Genomic DNA, 16,621 nt, shown 5'->3' with positions numbered 1-16,621 from the left:
ACAAAAGCCATCGAGAGTGAACCTCTCGATGGCTTTTGTCTACAGTCTGGGAGGAATAGTTATCACTATTCCTCTTTCTTTTTTTATGTATTTTTTCTATACTATAATCTATCTAGTTGGGCATCATATGTGGGAGGAGTTGTTAAAGTGCCTTGGAAAAAATCATCAAATAAACTAGTCACACCATTTCAGGTACTTGTTTCTTATTATTTTATAGCGATAGCGATTTCCTTCCTGTTATTACGGCTTCCAGGCGTTCATCAAGAAGGGGTAAAAGTCTCTTTTTTAGATAGCTTGTTTACGGCAGTAAGTGCAGTAAGTGTTACAGGGTTAACAACGATTAATATTTCGGAAACCTATACAACCTTTGGGCTTGTAATGATTCTTGTTATTTTACAGTTAGGCGCCATTGGTATTATGTCACTTGGTACCTTTGTGTGGCTTCTTGTTGGGAAAAAAATAGGGATGCGTGAGCGTCAGTTAATCATGATTGATCATAACCAGTATAGTGTCTCTGGTGTTGTTAAATTAATCCGCGAAATTTTAAAAATTTTATTTGGCATAGAATTAACAGGTACCATTATTTTGACGCTACATTTTACGAATTATTTTGACACATTAGAAGAAGCCTTTTTACATGGAATTTTTGCTTCTATTTCTGCTACAACAAATGGTGGTTTCGATATTACGGGCATGAGCTTACTCCCATTCCATGATGATTATTTTGTACAAATGGTTACCATGGTACTGATTGTATTAGGTGCTATCGGCTTTCCGGTATTAATTGAATTGAAGACTTTTTTGCTTAATCGACGCGAGAATTTCCGTTTTAGTTTATTTACTAAAATCACTACTTCAACATACGCCATTTTATTTATAGTTGGTGCGCTTGTCATTTTACTCCTTGAATCATTCCATTCTTTTAAGGAAATGTCTTGGCATGAGGCATTATTTTCAGCAATGTTCCATTCTGTATCAACGAGATCAGCTGGACTGACTACTTACGATGTCACGACTTTTAGTGAAGCAACAGATATATTCATGAGCTTCCTGATGTTCATTGGCTCTTCCCCAAGTTCAGTAGGTGGTGGGATTCGTACCACAACGTTTGCCTTGGCCATTTTATTCTTAATTACCTTTGCTAGAGGAAGAGAGGATATTCAAGTATTTGGACGAGAAATTCATTTGATTGATGTCTTCCGGTCATTTGTCGTCATTTTATTAGCCTTTTTCATGGTATTAGTAGCAACCCTGATCTTGCTTATAACAGAGCCACAAGCATCTCTTATCCAAATTATTTTTGAAATTACTTCAGCGTTCGGTACATGTGGTATGTCGTTAGGCATAACATCTGATTTATCAGTGGTTGGTAAAATCATTATCATTATTTTAATGTTTATTGGTCGAGTTGGATTAATTTCATTCCTTTATACACTTGGAGGAGGCGGAAGAGGAAAGAAATCAGGCTTCCATTATCCGAAGGAACGAGTAATTATTGGTTAAATTTTTAAAGTATACGGGCATTAAGTAAGGAATAATTCCAACGTATACCTCTATAAAAGTAAGAAATTATTATCTTGTCATAAAATATTCATAAAATTTAAACTTTTATTTCCTGATTGGATTGAATACTTTTTGGGCATTTTTTACAAAGTTCTATCAATCTTTGTTTAAGGAATTTGACCTATATTAACGAGGGTGACTGTGAATACTTAACTAACCGAATGACTGACGTGCAGAAAGTACAAATTAAGCGGTATTTATTGTTGCTTTAAGGATTTAAGAATCGTTTAAGTAAGAAAAAAAGCTAGTCCTGATAGTTATTACAGGACTAGCGTTTCTTATTAGTTAGAGTAGATTGTTGCAAAATAAGGCGCTTGGCCATGACGGAAATAGGTTAACAGATAGCCATTTTTTTGTACAATTTTGCCATTTGCAAACTCTTGGTAGTCAAGTGCATGAGGGATAATCAAGGTATGCTTAAACAACTCTTTTTCAGTTAACTTAAAGTTAGCAAATTCCTCGCCTGCGATAGCTGGATTTTCTCGTAAAGCATGGTAAAGAGTTTTTTGCTGCTCCTCAGTAGGACGCTCATTCCACCACAGCTTCCGTGGTTGGAACTGCTGAGCCATTAAGTAATCTAGCTGCATTAAACTCTGGACAATGTTTAAATTCACATTATCAATCGTTTCTAAAAACATTAATAAACGGCGGAATAAATCCTCCAGTTGATGGCCAATACGAGACCAACCTTTTGTTTCCCAATATGTTCCGAAATTTTGGAAGAAATCAAATGGTGTATCAAAGACCTCTGTAACTAAGTATTCAATCGTATGATCCATACGGTGATCATTCCAATACTTCTCAAGAACATCCTCTGCATGTTTAATGCGAACGATATCATCAAAAGTTAGTACATTATTTGAAAAGATTTCGTAAGGTGATAGATCCACATAGGTATAGCCAAACTTTTCGGCTTCTAATCGAAGTCCTGTGCCGCGTAAAAGTTTCAAAAAGCCAAGCTGTAATTCCTCTGGTCGCATTGCAAAAACATCATTAAATGTTTGACGGAAGCTAGCGTAATCTTCCTCTGGTAAACCAGCAATTAAATCTAAATGTTGATCTATTTTTCCGCCATCTTTCACCATGGTTACTGTTCGCTTTAACTTTTCAAAGTTTTGACGACGTTTTACAAGAGTATTTGTTAAATCGTTTGTTGATTGAACACCTATTTCGAATCGGAACAAACCTTTTGGTGCATTGTCATTTAAGAATTGAATGACTTCAGGGCGCATTATATCAGCCGTGATTTCAAATTGGAATACCACGCCAGGTTTGTGTTCATCAATTAAAAATTGGAACATTTCCATTGCATAGCTACGACTGATGTTGAAGGTACGATCCACGAATTTAATTGTTCGAGCTCCGTTATCCATTAAGAAACGAATATCCTCTTTTATTTTTTCACGGTTAAAGTATCGGACACCAACTTCAATAGAAGATAAACAAAATTGGCAGCTAAATGGGCAGCCTCGGCTTGTTTCAATATATTGAATTCGTTTACCTAGATGGGGAAGATCCTCCTCAAAACGGAATGGACTTGGTAATTCACGCAAATCAATTTTAGGCGGCATAGCGTGAATCTTGACTTTCTCATCCTCTAAATAACAAATACCAGGAACATCTTCTAACAATATTTCACCGTGGAAGTAGCGCAGTAATTGTTTAAATGAAGTTTCTCCTTCACCCATCACAATGAAATCTACCTCAGGTATTCGACGTAACCAATGGTGACAATCATAAGATACCTCAGGTCCCCCGAGCAAAATTTTAACATTTGGACAGACAGTTTTTAACATTTTAATCACGTGAATTGTTTCTTCGATGTTCCAGATATAGCAACTAAATCCAACGATATCAGGTTTTTTTTGGAATAAATCTGATACAATATTAAAAGCAGGGTCTTTAATAGTATACTCTGCTATAATTGGATTAAACTCCGGTAAAGCTGCGCCTTTCAAATAGCGCAATGCTAAATTTGTGTGAATATACTTTGCATTTAAAGTAGTTAAAATAGTATTCATGCAATAATCTTCCTTTCAACATCCTATTGTATCAGTCAAGTATCTGACATACAATATAATTCTTTTTACCTATTTATTTTGTGAACAGTTCGTGAAATAATTTAAAATACTTAAATTTACTAAATTTTGTAATAATAGAATCGTGCTGTCATAAAGTATAGTAAAGGCTCAAAATTCGATTTAGAGGTTTTTTACTCTTTTGAAAGGTTCGGTGAGAAAGTTGAAGCAAAATGATATTAATCAATGTTTTGGAAATCTTATGAAAAGTACTTCGTCACCAACACTTATACTCAATAAAGCAGGGAAAATTTTGAACGTCAATGAGGCTGCTATCAAGCTTTTCAATCTTAATTTAACCTATATTGGCTATTTAGCTATGGACGAGCCATCTAATTTTAAATGGACTAAGTTCGTCAAACAGTTACAAAATGATTTACGTTCAGAGGAAATTTTCAATATTCGCACAGTTGGAAATGACTACGAAATGTTATCTTTCAAATGTTTTTACGATCCCAATACAGAGGAAATTGTTGCGCAAATTTCAACATTGAATGATGATGTTGCCCATAAATTATATGTTAGTCAAGCACATGAGAGAGCGCAATCTTTTAATGCCTACGATTACTTACCTTATGCTGTTATTGTTAGTGACGCTAGTGGTATTATTCTTGGGCTTAATAAGTATGCCGAAATGTTTCTGAAAGTTGAAAATTCACAGCTCCTTCATAAAGCGCATCAGCATATATTTGATTCTTTTACATTGAAAAAAGGGCAAATTACAACCTACCTTTCTAAGCTAATGGGTGAAAAACATGCAAGCATTCATGTAGTCGACGAAACACAAGTAAGCAGAACTTGCTATTATGAAATTTCAAGTATTTTTGATGAATACAATAATATTATTGTCACTGTTATCAATGATGAAACAGAGAAAAAGCAACTTCAGCATAAAGTTGAGCATCAGCAAGCCTTAAACGTTGTTGGACAGATGGCTGCGAGCATTGCGCATGAAATTCGTAACCCATTAACTTCTTTAAAGGGTTTTACTGAATTACTAAAGTTAAATGCTGATGATGAATCACGCATGTATCTCTCTGTTATTGACAGTGAGCTTCAACGGATGGAACAAATCTTATCCGAATTATTAGTATTGTCAAAGCCAACAACGATGAAAGTGGAATTATTAGAACTGGATCATATTGTAAAGCAAGTCATTGAGTTTATGCTACCTGATGCACTCATGAAAAATATTATGATTCAGTATATTTCAACTTCTAATCAAGTATATATTGGCGGCAACGAGAATCGATTAAAACAAGTGCTGATGAATTTAATTAAAAATGCAATGGAATCCATGAATAATGGTGGAACGATTACCGTCGAAATGGCAACAAATGACTGTGCGATTGTCGAACTTATGATTAAAGATGAAGGTGTTGGCATGGACAGCACGACACTTCAAAACCTATTCCAGCCTTTTTACACGACAAAATCATCAGGGACAGGACTGGGCCTTGCTTTCGTGAAAAAGGTGATTGAAGAGCATGAAGGTGTAATCGGTGTTAGTAGTGAATTACAGAAGGGGACATGCTTCCATCTGCAGTTTCCAATTTACACATTCAATCAGCTGGATACAATGGAAGTATCCACAAAAGATTCTGCTTATTTAGTAACATAAAGAGAGTAGAAATGGTTGCATAATGAACAACAAAACCTTCTAAATCATATATTGCTTTTGACAATGCTTTTCTAATGTCGCTATAATGTCATGTATAAAGAGCGAAGTGAGAGGAAAAGAATATGCCGTCAGAAGATCTAAAACAATCTTTAAAATTATATATTGTATTGTCACGTGCACTAAAAGCAATTAATGAAACAACACATCAATTATTTCAGGATAATGGTTTAAACCCAACTGAATTTGCTGTTCTAGAACTTCTCTATCATAAAGGAAGACAGCCATTACAGCAAATTGGCAATAAAATTTTATTAGCCAGTGGGTCTATTACGTATGTCATTGATAAGCTGGAGAAGAGAGGTTACTTATTACGAGTATCTTGTCCTGCTGATCGTCGTGTTACGTATGCAGAAATCACCTCGGAAGGTGAAGCCTTTATGGGTGAGCTGTTCCCAAAACATGAGCAGCATTTGCATGAATTAATGAGTGTACTTTCATCAGAAGAAAAAGAACAAGCTATTACGCTATTGAAGAAAATAGGCCTTTCTATAAAGGACCTATCTTATTAAAAAAGTTGTCTCATTGATTTGAGACAACTTTTTTGTGATGAAAAGGTAAGGACGATAGACAATAGTCTATCGTCCTTAGCATTTTATTATTTTTTAGATATAGTTGCTGCCATATTAAGCATAGCATCTGTTAAATCTTGTTCATCATTATCATGAATAGTTAATTTCGTAATGAGACCATCTTTCTCAAATACAACCCCAATTACTTTCTCAGTGTCGAAGTCCACAACATAACCCTCGATATTTTGAACATCTTTAAATGCTGCTAATTCCTCAGCTGTTAGAGCTACTGTTTCACCCACTGCGTTCATATAATCTTGCATAGTTGTTTTTACTTCTTCAAAGCTCGATTGTGAAGCTTCAATTGTTTCAATACGCATAAACACTTCATCATCATCATTTGACACTAACATGTCTTTACCAGGTTCTTCTTGTGTCAGTGTAAATCCAGGAAGCTGTTGTAGTTTATAGCTTTGATCAACACTTGCTGATTCAGTTGCCTTTTCTGTTTTATCTACACCCTTTTGGACGTATTTCACATCTTGTTGAGGCTGTTTAGCATCCTCTGTATTTGTATCATTTGCTGCAGGTGTATCTTCTTCTTCCTCATTTGATTCACCTGCTGTATCATCTCCAGATGGTTTTTGATCGGCAGCAGTATTTGATGGCTCATTTTGTTGAGCATCTGAATCCCCTGTTTTATCAGATGTATTACAACCTACAACTAATACGGCTGTTAGTAATAATGCAAGAATAGAAACTAATTTTTTTTGCATAAAAAACCCTCCTTTTCTAAATTAAACGTTAGTAAAGATAAAATGTTTCCAAATATTAATGTTATGATGTTAAAGGCAACACTAAAAATAATAATAGTACAAAAACGACATGAGCTACAATAACAAGTGGCATACTTTTACGCCATTCATATAAGAAGCCCCAAATAATGCTTGTTACCAGTGCAGCAATGACACCAAGCATAAATCCGCTTAGGGCAATTGAGACAGCACATAATACTGCGGTAACTATGACAGCCAAAGTTGGGCGCATAAAGCGTTTTAACTGTTGTTGGATATAACCACGCCAAAATAATTCTTCACCTATGGAAACGATAAATACGAGTAAAACATAGTGCCAAATATTTTGTGGTCCGTAGCTTGCTAAAAATTTTTGAACGGATTGTACTAAGTTATTATTAATATATGGAGCGAGCCAGTAACCAAAGCGAATAATACCATATGTGATGGTACCGTATCCAATACCAAAGAGTAAAAATTGCCATGTAGGTAATTGATCTTCGATGGAGCCAGCTAAAATGGCAATGGCAATACATACTAGTAGAGTGAATGCATACATGTACCAAAATACCGCTTGGTTAGCAAAGGTAAAAGCAAGCATGCCATAAACGAATAATAAAGAAAGGAGAAATAGTATTGTTTGTTTCGAATTTGTTAGCATATTCGACCTCCATACCCTAATCTTATCAAAAAAATAGTCCCTTATCATCTATTAAGACAAATAGGGACTATTCAGACTATTAAGCTTCATTAGTATATAAAATTTTATATCGTTTATGATTGACGACCGTTTTTTCTTCAATTTCAAGGGAATCAAAATTCTCCATATATGTTAAATTAACGATCACCGAATTTTCATTTACCTTTTCTACAATACCTTGGAGACCATTTTTAAACTCGATAATATTTCCAACTTCAGCTATTTTCACAGACAGTCAGCTCCTTCATCGACTAATAATATACAGTTTGCATGAAAAATTGGTAAACGTAAAGCTTTTTTTAAATAATTCATAATTTATTACACAAATGAGGCAAAGAGAGGAATAAAGTTCATGGAAAAATACGAAAATATGCTTAAACAATTACAAAATGGGGAAAGAGAAAGTATTGAAATTCAAAAGGAAGAATTTTACGAATTTCGTGAAATACTTGTAAAACACCCATTATTTAAACATTTTAGAGGTGAGGCCAAGCAAAATGGACGAATTATCTATACTTATACTGAAACACCAAGAAGTTAATTTGTCGAACATTGTCGTAAGTTAATGCTGTAAGAAATGAAATATAAATGTATAATAATGGTATGATTATTTGTGTGTGGAGGGTTGTATGAATGGTCAATCTACTCTTGAAACAAATGGAACAAACTCGTGAGATGATGATTCGCTCAGGTGTAGAAAACGGGTTACAAAATGCAAAAACCATTCAACTGAGTCGCAGATTAGATCAGTTAATGAATACTTATTATAGACAGATGGCATTTGAAGAAGAAAAAGACCAAGAAGACTAAAAAGATTGTTCCAGTATTCAGAGTAAAAAAACATTTTAACATATATGTTTAAAATGCATTTCTATGGGGAATAACTTACTATGAACACAGCAACATTCTCATTTCCCCCTTTAGAGCAGTGATCCCCCAATCACTTGCTCTCTTTTTTTTGCTTATTCGGTATATATGCCCTACATATAAATTTTAGTACAAGTTGTGGGAAGAGTTTGAATTATTTCTTTCCTTCACCTAAACTGAAAAGATATAGAGTTAGACTCTCACAGAGAGTGCAGACATTCTAGAACAAAGGAGCATGTACATATGACAAAGAAACGTATTGCATTTATTGGAACTGGAGTAATGGGTGCAAGTATTATTAAGCATTTATTAAAAAATGGTCATGAAGTAACCGTCTATACGCGTACACAAGAAAAAGCAAAACCTCTTGTTGCTTTAGGGGCGTCATGGGCAAGCTCGCCTGCTGAAGCATTTAGAAATCATGAAATTGCCTTTACAATGGTTGGCTATCCTTCAGATGTAGAGGAAGTATATTTTGGGGAAAATGGCCTTTTCCAAACGGCAGAACAAGGCAACATTGTCATTGATATGACGACTTCAGAACCATCTTTAGCAAAGAAAATTTATACGCATGCTCAATCCATCGGTGTAGAGGCTTTAGATGCGCCTGTTTCAGGTGGGGATATTGGTGCGCAAAATGGTACTTTGTCTATCATGATTGGTGGCGATCAGATTACATATGACAAGGTATTGCCAATTATGAAGCAATTTGGAGAAAATATAGTTTATCAGGGTGAGGCAGGAGCCGGGCAGCATGCAAAAATGTGCAATCAAATTGTCATTGCCTCTGGTATGATTGGGGTGTGTGAAGCGTTAGCTTATGGACTAAAGGCGGGATTAGATTTACCTACCGTATTACAATCAATCTCTTCAGGTGCAGCAGGTTCATGGTCTTTAAGCAATTTAGCTCCACGTATGATAAAAGAAGATTTTGCACCAGGCTTTTATATTAAACATTTTGTGAAGGATATGAAAATAGCTTTAGATGAGTCAAATAAAATGGGCATCACATTACCAGGACTTGCATTAGCCTATGAAATGTATGAGAAATTGATCGCCTTAGGCTATGGTGATAATGGTACACAAGCACTCTTAAAGTATTATAAATAATTCGCGATGTGATTATGAATAGGAAACCTGAAGACTCCTTATGAATGGGAGGCCTTCAGGTTTTTTATTTACTCTTTCCCAAAAAGTTGAGAATCCAGTGAGAAGCTAGACGGGCCTGCGAGAGCAAAGTAAAGAGCTATGGCGCCTAAAGCTAAATCTAATTCATAACCAGCCAATCCATCTGCCCCGATAAAGCCGATGCTAAGCTTTGCCGTAAAGATCGCTACAATCATTGTAATGGCTAATAAAGCACCAAATATTCTTGTTGCTAAACCTAAAATAATTGCAATTCCACCAACTAATTCAATAATCCCCACGATATACGCCATAAATCCTGGTATACCTAGGCTATCAAAGAAGTCAGCTGTATAGCTGATACCGCCTTGAAATTTTTGAAAACCATGCACTGCAAAAATAATGCCTAAAACGATACGTAAAATAGTTGAACCAATATTTTGCATAATAGAGTAACTCCTTTTCTTCTTTACTTACAATTCGTAACTTAGTTTATTTTTAAAAATAACTTTTGTCAAGTAACTAAATGTTTTTTTAGAACAGGTTTTTTTAAAAAAGTGATATACTGTTAAATAGGAACTAATATACAAAGGGGGGTAAGTCATTTGGATCAAAAAAATATTTGTCCACGATTTGAAAAAGCACTCATGATATTAAATCATCGTTGGAATACTCTACTTATTTATCAGCTACTAGATGGTCCACAAAGGTATTCGACCATTAAAAATCAGCTAAATATTAGTAGTCGTGTATTAACAGAACGTTTAAAGGAGTTAGAGACTGAGCAAATAGTGCTTCGCACAGTAATTCCATCAACACCAGTTGTCATTGAGTATGAACTGACGGAAAAGGGTTATGCTATTGCACCTGTGCTAAAAGCGATTGAGCAGTGGTCCTCTGAATGGGTGACCATAGATATAGAATGATAAAAAGGTATTCAAGCGAGGGGCTTGAATACCTTTTTTGATTCACAAGGAAAATGAGTATTCAATTATCGGCCAATTGGCAGTTATTTTTCAGTGAATTTACTGTTATATTGTAAATAATATTAATTTTCTTTAAAAAAAGGTATTTTTTATTACAGAGAGAAATTAATTGATTATTATAGAGAATGGAGGGGAGGGTTTTATGAAGAAGAGTACAGCTATAGACGTACAACATCGAAGTCAATTAGCCATTTATTTATCATTGCCGATACTTTCATGGGCATTCTATGATTTTGCGAATACAATTTTTTCTTCAAATATAAATACAATATTTTTCCCGTTTTACATGGATGAGGTTTTAGGTACAAATGAAGTCATGCAACAAGTTGCGAGCACCTTTATATCGTATGCAAATGCGATTGCAAGCTTGTTGCTCGTTATCTTTTCACCGCTTTTCGGTGTTTGGATTGATAACACAGGTTATAAAAAAAGATTTATTGTATGGTTTGCATCCATATCTATTCTGTTTACGTTTATGATGGGAATGTTTGCGAATATACAAACCACTGTCAATTACTCTGGTGTACCTCTTAGTTTGTTTTTGGTTGTTGCAAGTTTTGTCATAGCAAAATTTTTCTTTAATTCTAGTTTAGTATTTTACGATTCTATGATGGGTGATCTAGGGACAAAAGAAGAAATGCCACTCATCTCAGGGTATGGAGTTGCAATCGGGTATCTTGGTACACTTTTTGGATTACTTGTTTACTTGTATGTTGGTAATAGCGATTTTCATCGAGCATTTATTCCAACAGCTATCCTGTATCTACTCTTTTCATTGCCATTATTCTTAATTAATAAAGATACACCGATTCCAAAATCACAGCGGAAGTCCTTAAAGTTTTTAGATGGTTATAAGGAAATCATTCAAACATTTAAAGATATGAAGCAATATAAAGCAATCTTTACCTTTATGATTGCTTATTTCTTTTTAAATGATGCCATTGCTACAACGATTGCAATGATGGCTGTTTATGCGACAACAATTGTCGGCTTTAGTTCTGGACAATTTATCGTTCTTTATTTGGTCTCTACAGTTTCAACAATCCTTGGATCACTTGCATTTGGGTATATTACGAAATCAATAGGAGCTAAACGTGCCATTTCAATTGTTGCACTTATTATGATAGTTGCGTTGGTATTCGCTGTTTTTGCCTCAGCACAATGGATGTTCTGGCTTGCTGGTAGTCTTTTTGGTATCTCACTTGGCTCAATGTGGGTGACATCTAGGACATATATAATTGAATTATCACCAAACGAAAAACGCGGTCAATTTTTTGGGTTGTTTGCTTTTTCAGGTAAGGTATCATCCATTATCGGTCCAGCCGTATATGGAACTGTTACATTGTGGATGAAGGATTATGGTACTCTTGCTAGTCGTGTAGCACTATCAACGTTGATTGTTATGACTGTCGTTGGTCTACTGGTACATCTAAAAGTTAATGATAAAAATGGAAATAGCAAGTAGGAGAAATGTATTGCCTATGATACAATTGAATTATAAACAGATGTAGAGAAAGGAGCGGGGTTGCATTGGAACATAAAGGAATATTATTAGAAAGTGGCACAAATGAGCTAGAGATCGTTGAATTTGAAGTAGCAAACAATAAATTCGGCATCAATGTTATTAAAGTAAAAGAAATTATTCAACCGATCCCAGTAACATTTATCCCACACGCGCACCCGCATGTAGAAGGAATCATTCAATTACGAGGTGAGGTATTACCTGTTGTAGATATGCTACGAGTATTAGGGATTCAAGGTGCTGAGCGTAATCCACAACAAAAATATATTGTAGCAGAGTTTAATAAACAACGTGTGGTTTTCCATGTCGATAATGTAACACAGATTCATCGTATTTCTTGGAATCAAATTGAAAAGCCTTCAGATATGTATCAAGGAGGTACATCACAAGTAATTGGTGTCATTAAACAGAATGAGCAAATGATTCTATTACTAGATTTCGAAAGAATTATGGTGGATATTAATCCTGCATCAGGAATTAGTGTGGAATCTGTTAAAAAGCTCGGCAAACGTGAGCGATCTGGTAAGCGAATTTTAATTGCGGAAGATTCACCGTTATTACGTAAATTACTATTCGATACAATGAGTGAAGCTGGTTATGACAATGTTGAATTCTTTGAAAATGGCCGCGATGCTTATGAATACTTAGAGGGAATTGTGAAGAGTGGTAGTGATATAGCAGAGCATATTCAATTGGTAGTAACGGATATTGAAATGCCACAAATGGATGGCCATCATTTGACACGAAAAATCAAAGAGCATCCCGATCTTCAAAAGCTTCCTGTTATCATTTTCTCAAGTCTCATTACAGATGACCTACGTCATAAAGGTGATCAAGTAGGGGCTGAGGATCAAATAAGTAAGCCAGAAATTGCAGAGCTCATTTTACGTGTTGACCAACTAATTCTGTAATCACCATGGCTTACATGATACTTCTCAATTTTAATAATTGGTATCCTGCAAGTAAAAATAAATGAAAGAAAAGTCGGATGCCTTAATTAAGAGGGACCGACTTTTTTTGTATATGTCCAAATATTATGAACAAAATAAATTGTAGACGCTTGAAGGATGTGATTATTTGAATGAATTAAAAACAGCGATTATTGATATCGGCTCCAATACTATTCGATTAGTATTATATCAATATGATAATGAAGAGGGACTTCGTGAGCTTGGAAATATCAAAACGGTAGCACGATTGCGTACATATATACAGCCCTCAGGGGAGATGTCTGATGAAGGTATTCAATTGTTATCAGAAACTTTATTAACATTTAAAGCAATGCTTGAGGATTTTGAAGTAACAGATGTAAAAGCTGCTGCGACTGCTGCCATCCGACAAGCCACTAATCGTGACAAAATTATTGAGGTAATGAAAGAACGAACAGGTATCCAAATAGAGCTTTTATCAGAAGAGGAAGAAGCCTATTTTGGCTACGTTGCTGTTGCTTATTCCATGGGTACGAAATCGGCTGTGACGATAGATATCGGTGGTGGTAGTACCGAAATTACGCTGTTTGAAAATAAAGAAATTCAGCAATCACATAGCTTTCCTTTTGGGACAGTTTCTTTAAAGCAACGTTTTGTAAAAGGTGACATTATCAATAGTAGTGAGAAAAAAGAGCTTCTTACCTTTGTAAAAGAGCAGTTCCAAACTCTCCCTTGGATAAAAAATATTGCTCTACCTATTATCGCAATTGGTGGTAGTGCGCGCAATATTGCTCAAATACATCAACAAAAGCATGATTATCCTATTGCCAGCGTTCATGGCTACGAAATGACAAAGGGAGATTTGGATGATTTAAGCTTATTTTTAGGGCAATTAAGCTTTCAGGAATTGAAACAATTGGACGGTCTTTCATCAGACCGTGCAGATATCATTGTTCCTGCATTAGAGGTATTTAGAGTGTTGATGGAGGTAGTTGGTAGTGAGTCCTTCCAACTGACAAAACGTGGTTTACGTGAGGGACTCATTTTTCAACGGATTTTGCAAACAGACACACAAGCCTTTGATAAATATAATGTATTTGAAGGAAATGCTAGAAGATTAGCACGTCAGTATGGTCGGAGTGAAATGGAAGTAGATTATTTAATGCATTTAGCAGATCAATTGTATCGTGAATGTTGTCATTTAGGCTACTTGCAATATAATCCAGAAGATTTGCATTTATTAGCAAAAGCGGCGAAGGTTTTTAATATCGGAGAGTATATCGAATTGAGCTCTTCAAGCCAACATACTTTTTATTTAATTGCAAATCAATCCATTGATGGTTTAAATCATTTAGAACGAGTAAAACTAGCACTTCTTGCCTCCTATAAAAATAAAGATTATTTCGAACGATTTGCTGCTCCATTTGCTACATGGATGAGTCGGGAGGAACATCGTAAAATACGAGATTTCGGAGCGTTATTAAAATTTGTCTATGCATTAAATGTTTCAAAGCGCAATATTGTACACGCTATTGAAATGCACACCGAAGAAGATCATGTTCAGCTTGATATTTATGTTAAAAAGAATGCTGCGGCTGAAAAATATCAAGCCAATCGACATAGAAAACATTTAGAACGTGCATTAAAAATCCCAATGAAAATCAATTTTATTGAAGAAGGGTGGAACAATGGATGACAACTGAAGTAACGAAAAACGAGCTATACGAGGAAGAGTTTTCCGAAAACTACAATCTATTGTTGGAGGAAATTGCAAAGCCTCAATATTACAATAATCGGGAATTAAGTTGGCTTGCCTTTAATGAGCGAGTATTAGAAGAAGCAGAGGATATTAATAATCCTCTGCTAGAGCGTTTAAAATTTTTGGCTATATTTAGTTCAAATTTAGATGAATTTTTTATGGTGCGTGTTGCAGGATTACAGGACCAGGTACGCGCTGGTTTTCATAAGCCCGAAAACAAATCTGGCTTAACGCCAAAGGAACAGTTGGCCAAAATCGCAGAACGCACACAAGCATTAGTTCGTCGACAAACCGAGGTATATCGACATTTAATCTATGATTTACTGCCACAACATAATGTACATATTGCGGACATGAAAGATTTAAATAGCACACAAAAATCATTTATCAATGAAATGTTTGCAGAAACTATCTTCCCTGTTTTAACACCTGTTGCAGTGGATGCATATCGTCCTTTCCCAACCTTACTTGGTAAAACCTTGAATTTACTAGTACTGTTAGAGCAGGATGAGTCAGATCTTGAAAGTCGTGAAAAAGTGGCAATTGTCCAGGTTCCATCTGTGTTGGATCGCTATATAAAAGTACCGTCAGAAGAAGGAAAGACAGTTGTCGTTTTATTGGAGGATGTGATAGTAGCGCATATAGAAAAGCTGTTTTATGGCTATAGCGTAAAATCAGCACAAGCCTTCCGTTTAACAAGAAATGCGGATTTAACGATCCATGAAGAAGGGGCTCGAGATCTTCTCGTGGAGATCGAAAAAGAGCTGAAAAAGCGAAAATGGGGAGTAGGAAGCCGTTTAGAAGTTCGAGTTGGAGAAATGAATGAGGAAGTGCTGAGATACTTACTAGATGAATTTGAAATAGAAGAATCCGATGTATTCCATATTGATGGTCCATTGGATTTAACGTTTATGTTCTCTTTTGTGAAAGGTATTTCTGTAGGTCGTGAGCATTTAGAATATGAAAGCTTTATCCCACAGCCACCTTTAGATTTACAGTCTGACGAAAATATTTTCGAAAAAGCACTTCAACAGGATATATTTTTCCATCATCCATATGAATCTTTTGCCCCTATTGTTGATTTTATTTCTGAGGCCGCTGTTAACCCGAATGTATTGGCTATAAAACAGACATTATATCGAGTAAGCGGGAATTCACCGATTATTCAAGCGTTAAAGCTTGCCGCTGAAAACGGTAAACAAGTCACGGTATTAGTGGAGCTAAAGGCTCGCTTCGACGAAGAAAATAATGTGCACTGGGCAAAACAATTAGAACAAGCAGGTTGTCTTGTGATTTATGGGATGAATAATTTAAAAACACACTCCAAAATCACGCTAGTCGTTAGTCGTCGTAACGGCAAAATTGAACGCTTTGTCCATTTGGGTACAGGAAATTATAATGATGCTACTGCAAAAATCTATACGGATATGGGCATAATAACGACAGATAAAGAGTTTGGCATTGATGCGACAAATTTCTTTAACTACTTAAGTGGCTATACAGAAAAGCCTACTTTTAATCATTTAGTCGTGGCACCATTTGATATACGAGATGAGTTTATTCGTTTAATGGATGAGGAAATTGCCTGTCATAAAAAATATGGAAATGGTTTTATTCGTGCAAAAATGAATTCATTGACAGACAAAGATTTAATGATGAAGCTTTATGAGGCATCAATTGCGGGTGTAAAGGTCGAACTTATTATTCGTGGCATATGCTGTATTAGACCAGGTATCCCAGGTATTAGTGAAAACATTACCGTAACAAGTATTGTTGGTCGTTTCCTTGAACACTCTCGTATTTATTGGTTCCATCATAATGGGGAAAATAAAGTCTATTTATCCTCTGCAGATATGATGACACGCAATATGATTAAACGTGTAGAAATTTTATTCCCTGTATATGCAAGTGAAGCAAAAACTCGTATTATTGACATAATGAATGCACAATTAATGGATACTGCCAAAGCACGTATTCAAGACTCTAATGGTAAGTATCATTATAAAGAGTTTGATCGTAGCGAAGATCCATTGAATAGCCAGGAAATTTTCTTGAAGGAAGCATTAAAGCCTACGCTAGACGAAGAATAGAGCAAACACGCTACTTAG

16 protein-coding genes are annotated in these 16,621 nt (G+C 35.4%); 11 read left to right on the top strand and 5 right to left on the bottom strand.

Translation table 11 applies throughout. The features are described 5' to 3' along the window. Window positions 1-147 precede the first annotated feature (147 nt). Complete coding sequence (locus tag CD31_RS03315) at window positions 148-1,503, top strand: TrkH family potassium uptake protein (RefSeq protein ID WP_036075771.1); 1,356 nt, start codon at window positions 148-150, stop codon at window positions 1,501-1,503. A gap of 341 nt (window positions 1,504-1,844) precedes the next feature. Here CD31_RS03315 and CD31_RS03310 read toward each other — a convergent pair whose 3' ends face one another. Further along, the gene (locus CD31_RS03310) at window positions 1,845-3,584 is read right to left on the bottom strand and encodes a B12-binding domain-containing radical SAM protein (protein ID WP_036075770.1); all 1,740 of its coding nucleotides are present in this window, start codon (window positions 3,582-3,584) and stop codon (window positions 1,845-1,847) included. Window positions 3,585-3,894: 310 nt separating this feature from the next. On the opposite strand from CD31_RS03310, the gene CD31_RS03305 reads away from it, so the two are divergent. Then, complete coding sequence (locus CD31_RS03305) at window positions 3,895-5,262, top strand: ATP-binding protein (RefSeq protein WP_238542750.1); 1,368 nt, start codon at window positions 3,895-3,897, stop codon at window positions 5,260-5,262. Between the two features lie 122 nt (window positions 5,263-5,384). After that, complete coding sequence (locus CD31_RS03300) at window positions 5,385-5,831, top strand: MarR family winged helix-turn-helix transcriptional regulator (RefSeq protein WP_016992454.1); 447 nt, start codon at window positions 5,385-5,387, stop codon at window positions 5,829-5,831. Between the two features lie 86 nt (window positions 5,832-5,917). On the opposite strand, the gene CD31_RS03295 is transcribed toward CD31_RS03300, so the two are convergent. From CD31_RS03295 to CD31_RS03285, 3 genes are all read right to left on the bottom strand, one after another. Next, window positions 5,918-6,607, bottom strand: coding sequence for a hypothetical protein (locus tag CD31_RS03295; protein ID WP_036075768.1), 690 nt, complete (start codon window positions 6,605-6,607; stop codon window positions 5,918-5,920). Window positions 6,608-6,668: 61 nt separating this feature from the next. After that, complete coding sequence (locus CD31_RS03290) at window positions 6,669-7,286, bottom strand: CPBP family intramembrane glutamic endopeptidase (protein WP_036075766.1); 618 nt, start codon at window positions 7,284-7,286, stop codon at window positions 6,669-6,671. 79 nt (window positions 7,287-7,365) lie between these two features. Next, window positions 7,366-7,554 (bottom strand): YkvS family protein, encoded by a 189-nt coding sequence (locus tag CD31_RS03285; protein ID WP_004224583.1) that lies wholly within the window; start codon window positions 7,552-7,554, stop codon window positions 7,366-7,368. Window positions 7,555-7,677: 123 nt separating this feature from the next. On the opposite strand from CD31_RS03285, the gene CD31_RS03280 reads away from it, so the two are divergent. The 3 genes from CD31_RS03280 to CD31_RS03275 all read left to right on the top strand — a co-directional run bounded on the left by CD31_RS03280 (window position 7,678) and on the right by CD31_RS03275 (window position 9,302). Further along, window positions 7,678-7,866, top strand: coding sequence for a hypothetical protein (locus tag CD31_RS03280; protein WP_016992451.1), 189 nt, complete (start codon window positions 7,678-7,680; stop codon window positions 7,864-7,866). 92 nt (window positions 7,867-7,958) lie between these two features. Next, complete coding sequence (locus CD31_RS22825) at window positions 7,959-8,135, top strand: aspartyl-phosphate phosphatase Spo0E family protein (RefSeq protein ID WP_004224595.1); 177 nt, start codon at window positions 7,959-7,961, stop codon at window positions 8,133-8,135. Between the two features lie 300 nt (window positions 8,136-8,435). Beyond that, window positions 8,436-9,302 carry an NAD(P)-dependent oxidoreductase gene (locus CD31_RS03275; protein WP_036075763.1) on the top strand — a complete coding sequence of 289 codons (867 nt, stop codon included), beginning with the start codon at window positions 8,436-8,438 and terminating at the stop codon, window positions 9,300-9,302. A gap of 68 nt (window positions 9,303-9,370) precedes the next feature. Here CD31_RS03275 and CD31_RS03270 read toward each other — a convergent pair whose 3' ends face one another. Further along, window positions 9,371-9,763, bottom strand: coding sequence for a DoxX family protein (locus tag CD31_RS03270; protein WP_036075761.1), 393 nt, complete (start codon window positions 9,761-9,763; stop codon window positions 9,371-9,373). Window positions 9,764-9,922: 159 nt separating this feature from the next. On the opposite strand from CD31_RS03270, the gene CD31_RS03265 reads away from it, so the two are divergent. The 5 genes from CD31_RS03265 (at window position 9,923) to CD31_RS03245 (ending at window position 16,603) form a co-directional block, all read left to right on the top strand. Continuing rightward, on the top strand, window positions 9,923-10,243 hold the full coding sequence (locus CD31_RS03265; RefSeq protein WP_016992449.1) for a winged helix-turn-helix transcriptional regulator: 321 nt from the start codon (window positions 9,923-9,925) through the stop codon (window positions 10,241-10,243). Between the two features lie 202 nt (window positions 10,244-10,445). Further along, window positions 10,446-11,768 carry an MFS transporter gene (locus tag CD31_RS03260; protein WP_016992448.1) on the top strand — a complete coding sequence of 441 codons (1,323 nt, stop codon included), beginning with the start codon at window positions 10,446-10,448 and terminating at the stop codon, window positions 11,766-11,768. Between the two features lie 65 nt (window positions 11,769-11,833). After that, window positions 11,834-12,736: a chemotaxis protein gene (locus CD31_RS03255; protein WP_016992447.1), complete on the top strand. Its 903-nt coding sequence runs from the start codon at window positions 11,834-11,836 to the stop codon at window positions 12,734-12,736. 166 nt (window positions 12,737-12,902) lie between these two features. After that, entirely contained in the window at window positions 12,903-14,450 is a 1,548-nt protein-coding gene (locus CD31_RS03250; protein ID WP_016992446.1) for a Ppx/GppA family phosphatase, read from the top strand. After that, window positions 14,447-16,603 carry an RNA degradosome polyphosphate kinase gene (locus CD31_RS03245; RefSeq protein WP_016992445.1) on the top strand — a complete coding sequence of 719 codons (2,157 nt, stop codon included), beginning with the start codon at window positions 14,447-14,449 and terminating at the stop codon, window positions 16,601-16,603. The genes CD31_RS03250 and CD31_RS03245 overlap by 4 nt, the downstream gene beginning before the upstream one ends. Window positions 16,604-16,621 lie beyond the last annotated feature (18 nt).

This window comes from Lysinibacillus boronitolerans JCM 21713 = 10a = NBRC 103108 (assembly GCF_000772935.1).
GTDB classification, from domain to species: Bacteria; Bacillota; Bacilli; order Bacillales_A; family Planococcaceae; genus Lysinibacillus; species Lysinibacillus boronitolerans.
Note: the sequence above shows the minus strand (reverse complement) of the source record. Positions and strands in the feature narration are given on the sequence as shown.

Bases quoted from the DNA above. Each gene is read 5' to 3' on its own strand.
- CD31_RS03310 (WP_036075770.1), bottom strand. From the start codon at position 3,584: ATGAATACTATTTTAACTACTTTAAATGCAAAGTATATTCACACAAAT.
- CD31_RS03300 (WP_016992454.1), top strand. From the start codon at position 5,385: ATGCCGTCAGAAGATCTAAAACAATCTTTAAAATTATATATTGTATTG.
- CD31_RS03295 (WP_036075768.1), bottom strand. From the start codon at position 6,607: ATGCAAAAAAAATTAGTTTCTATTCTTGCATTATTACTAACAGCCGTA.
- CD31_RS03290 (WP_036075766.1), bottom strand. From the start codon at position 7,286: ATGCTAACAAATTCGAAACAAACAATACTATTTCTCCTTTCTTTATTA.
- CD31_RS03280 (WP_016992451.1), top strand. From the start codon at position 7,678: ATGGAAAAATACGAAAATATGCTTAAACAATTACAAAATGGGGAAAGA.
- CD31_RS22825 (WP_004224595.1), top strand. From the start codon at position 7,959: ATGGTCAATCTACTCTTGAAACAAATGGAACAAACTCGTGAGATGATG.
- CD31_RS03275 (WP_036075763.1), top strand. From the start codon at position 8,436: ATGACAAAGAAACGTATTGCATTTATTGGAACTGGAGTAATGGGTGCA.
- CD31_RS03270 (WP_036075761.1), bottom strand. From the start codon at position 9,763: ATGCAAAATATTGGTTCAACTATTTTACGTATCGTTTTAGGCATTATT.
- CD31_RS03260 (WP_016992448.1), top strand. From the start codon at position 10,446: ATGAAGAAGAGTACAGCTATAGACGTACAACATCGAAGTCAATTAGCC.
- CD31_RS03245 (WP_016992445.1), top strand. From the start codon at position 14,447: ATGACAACTGAAGTAACGAAAAACGAGCTATACGAGGAAGAGTTTTCC.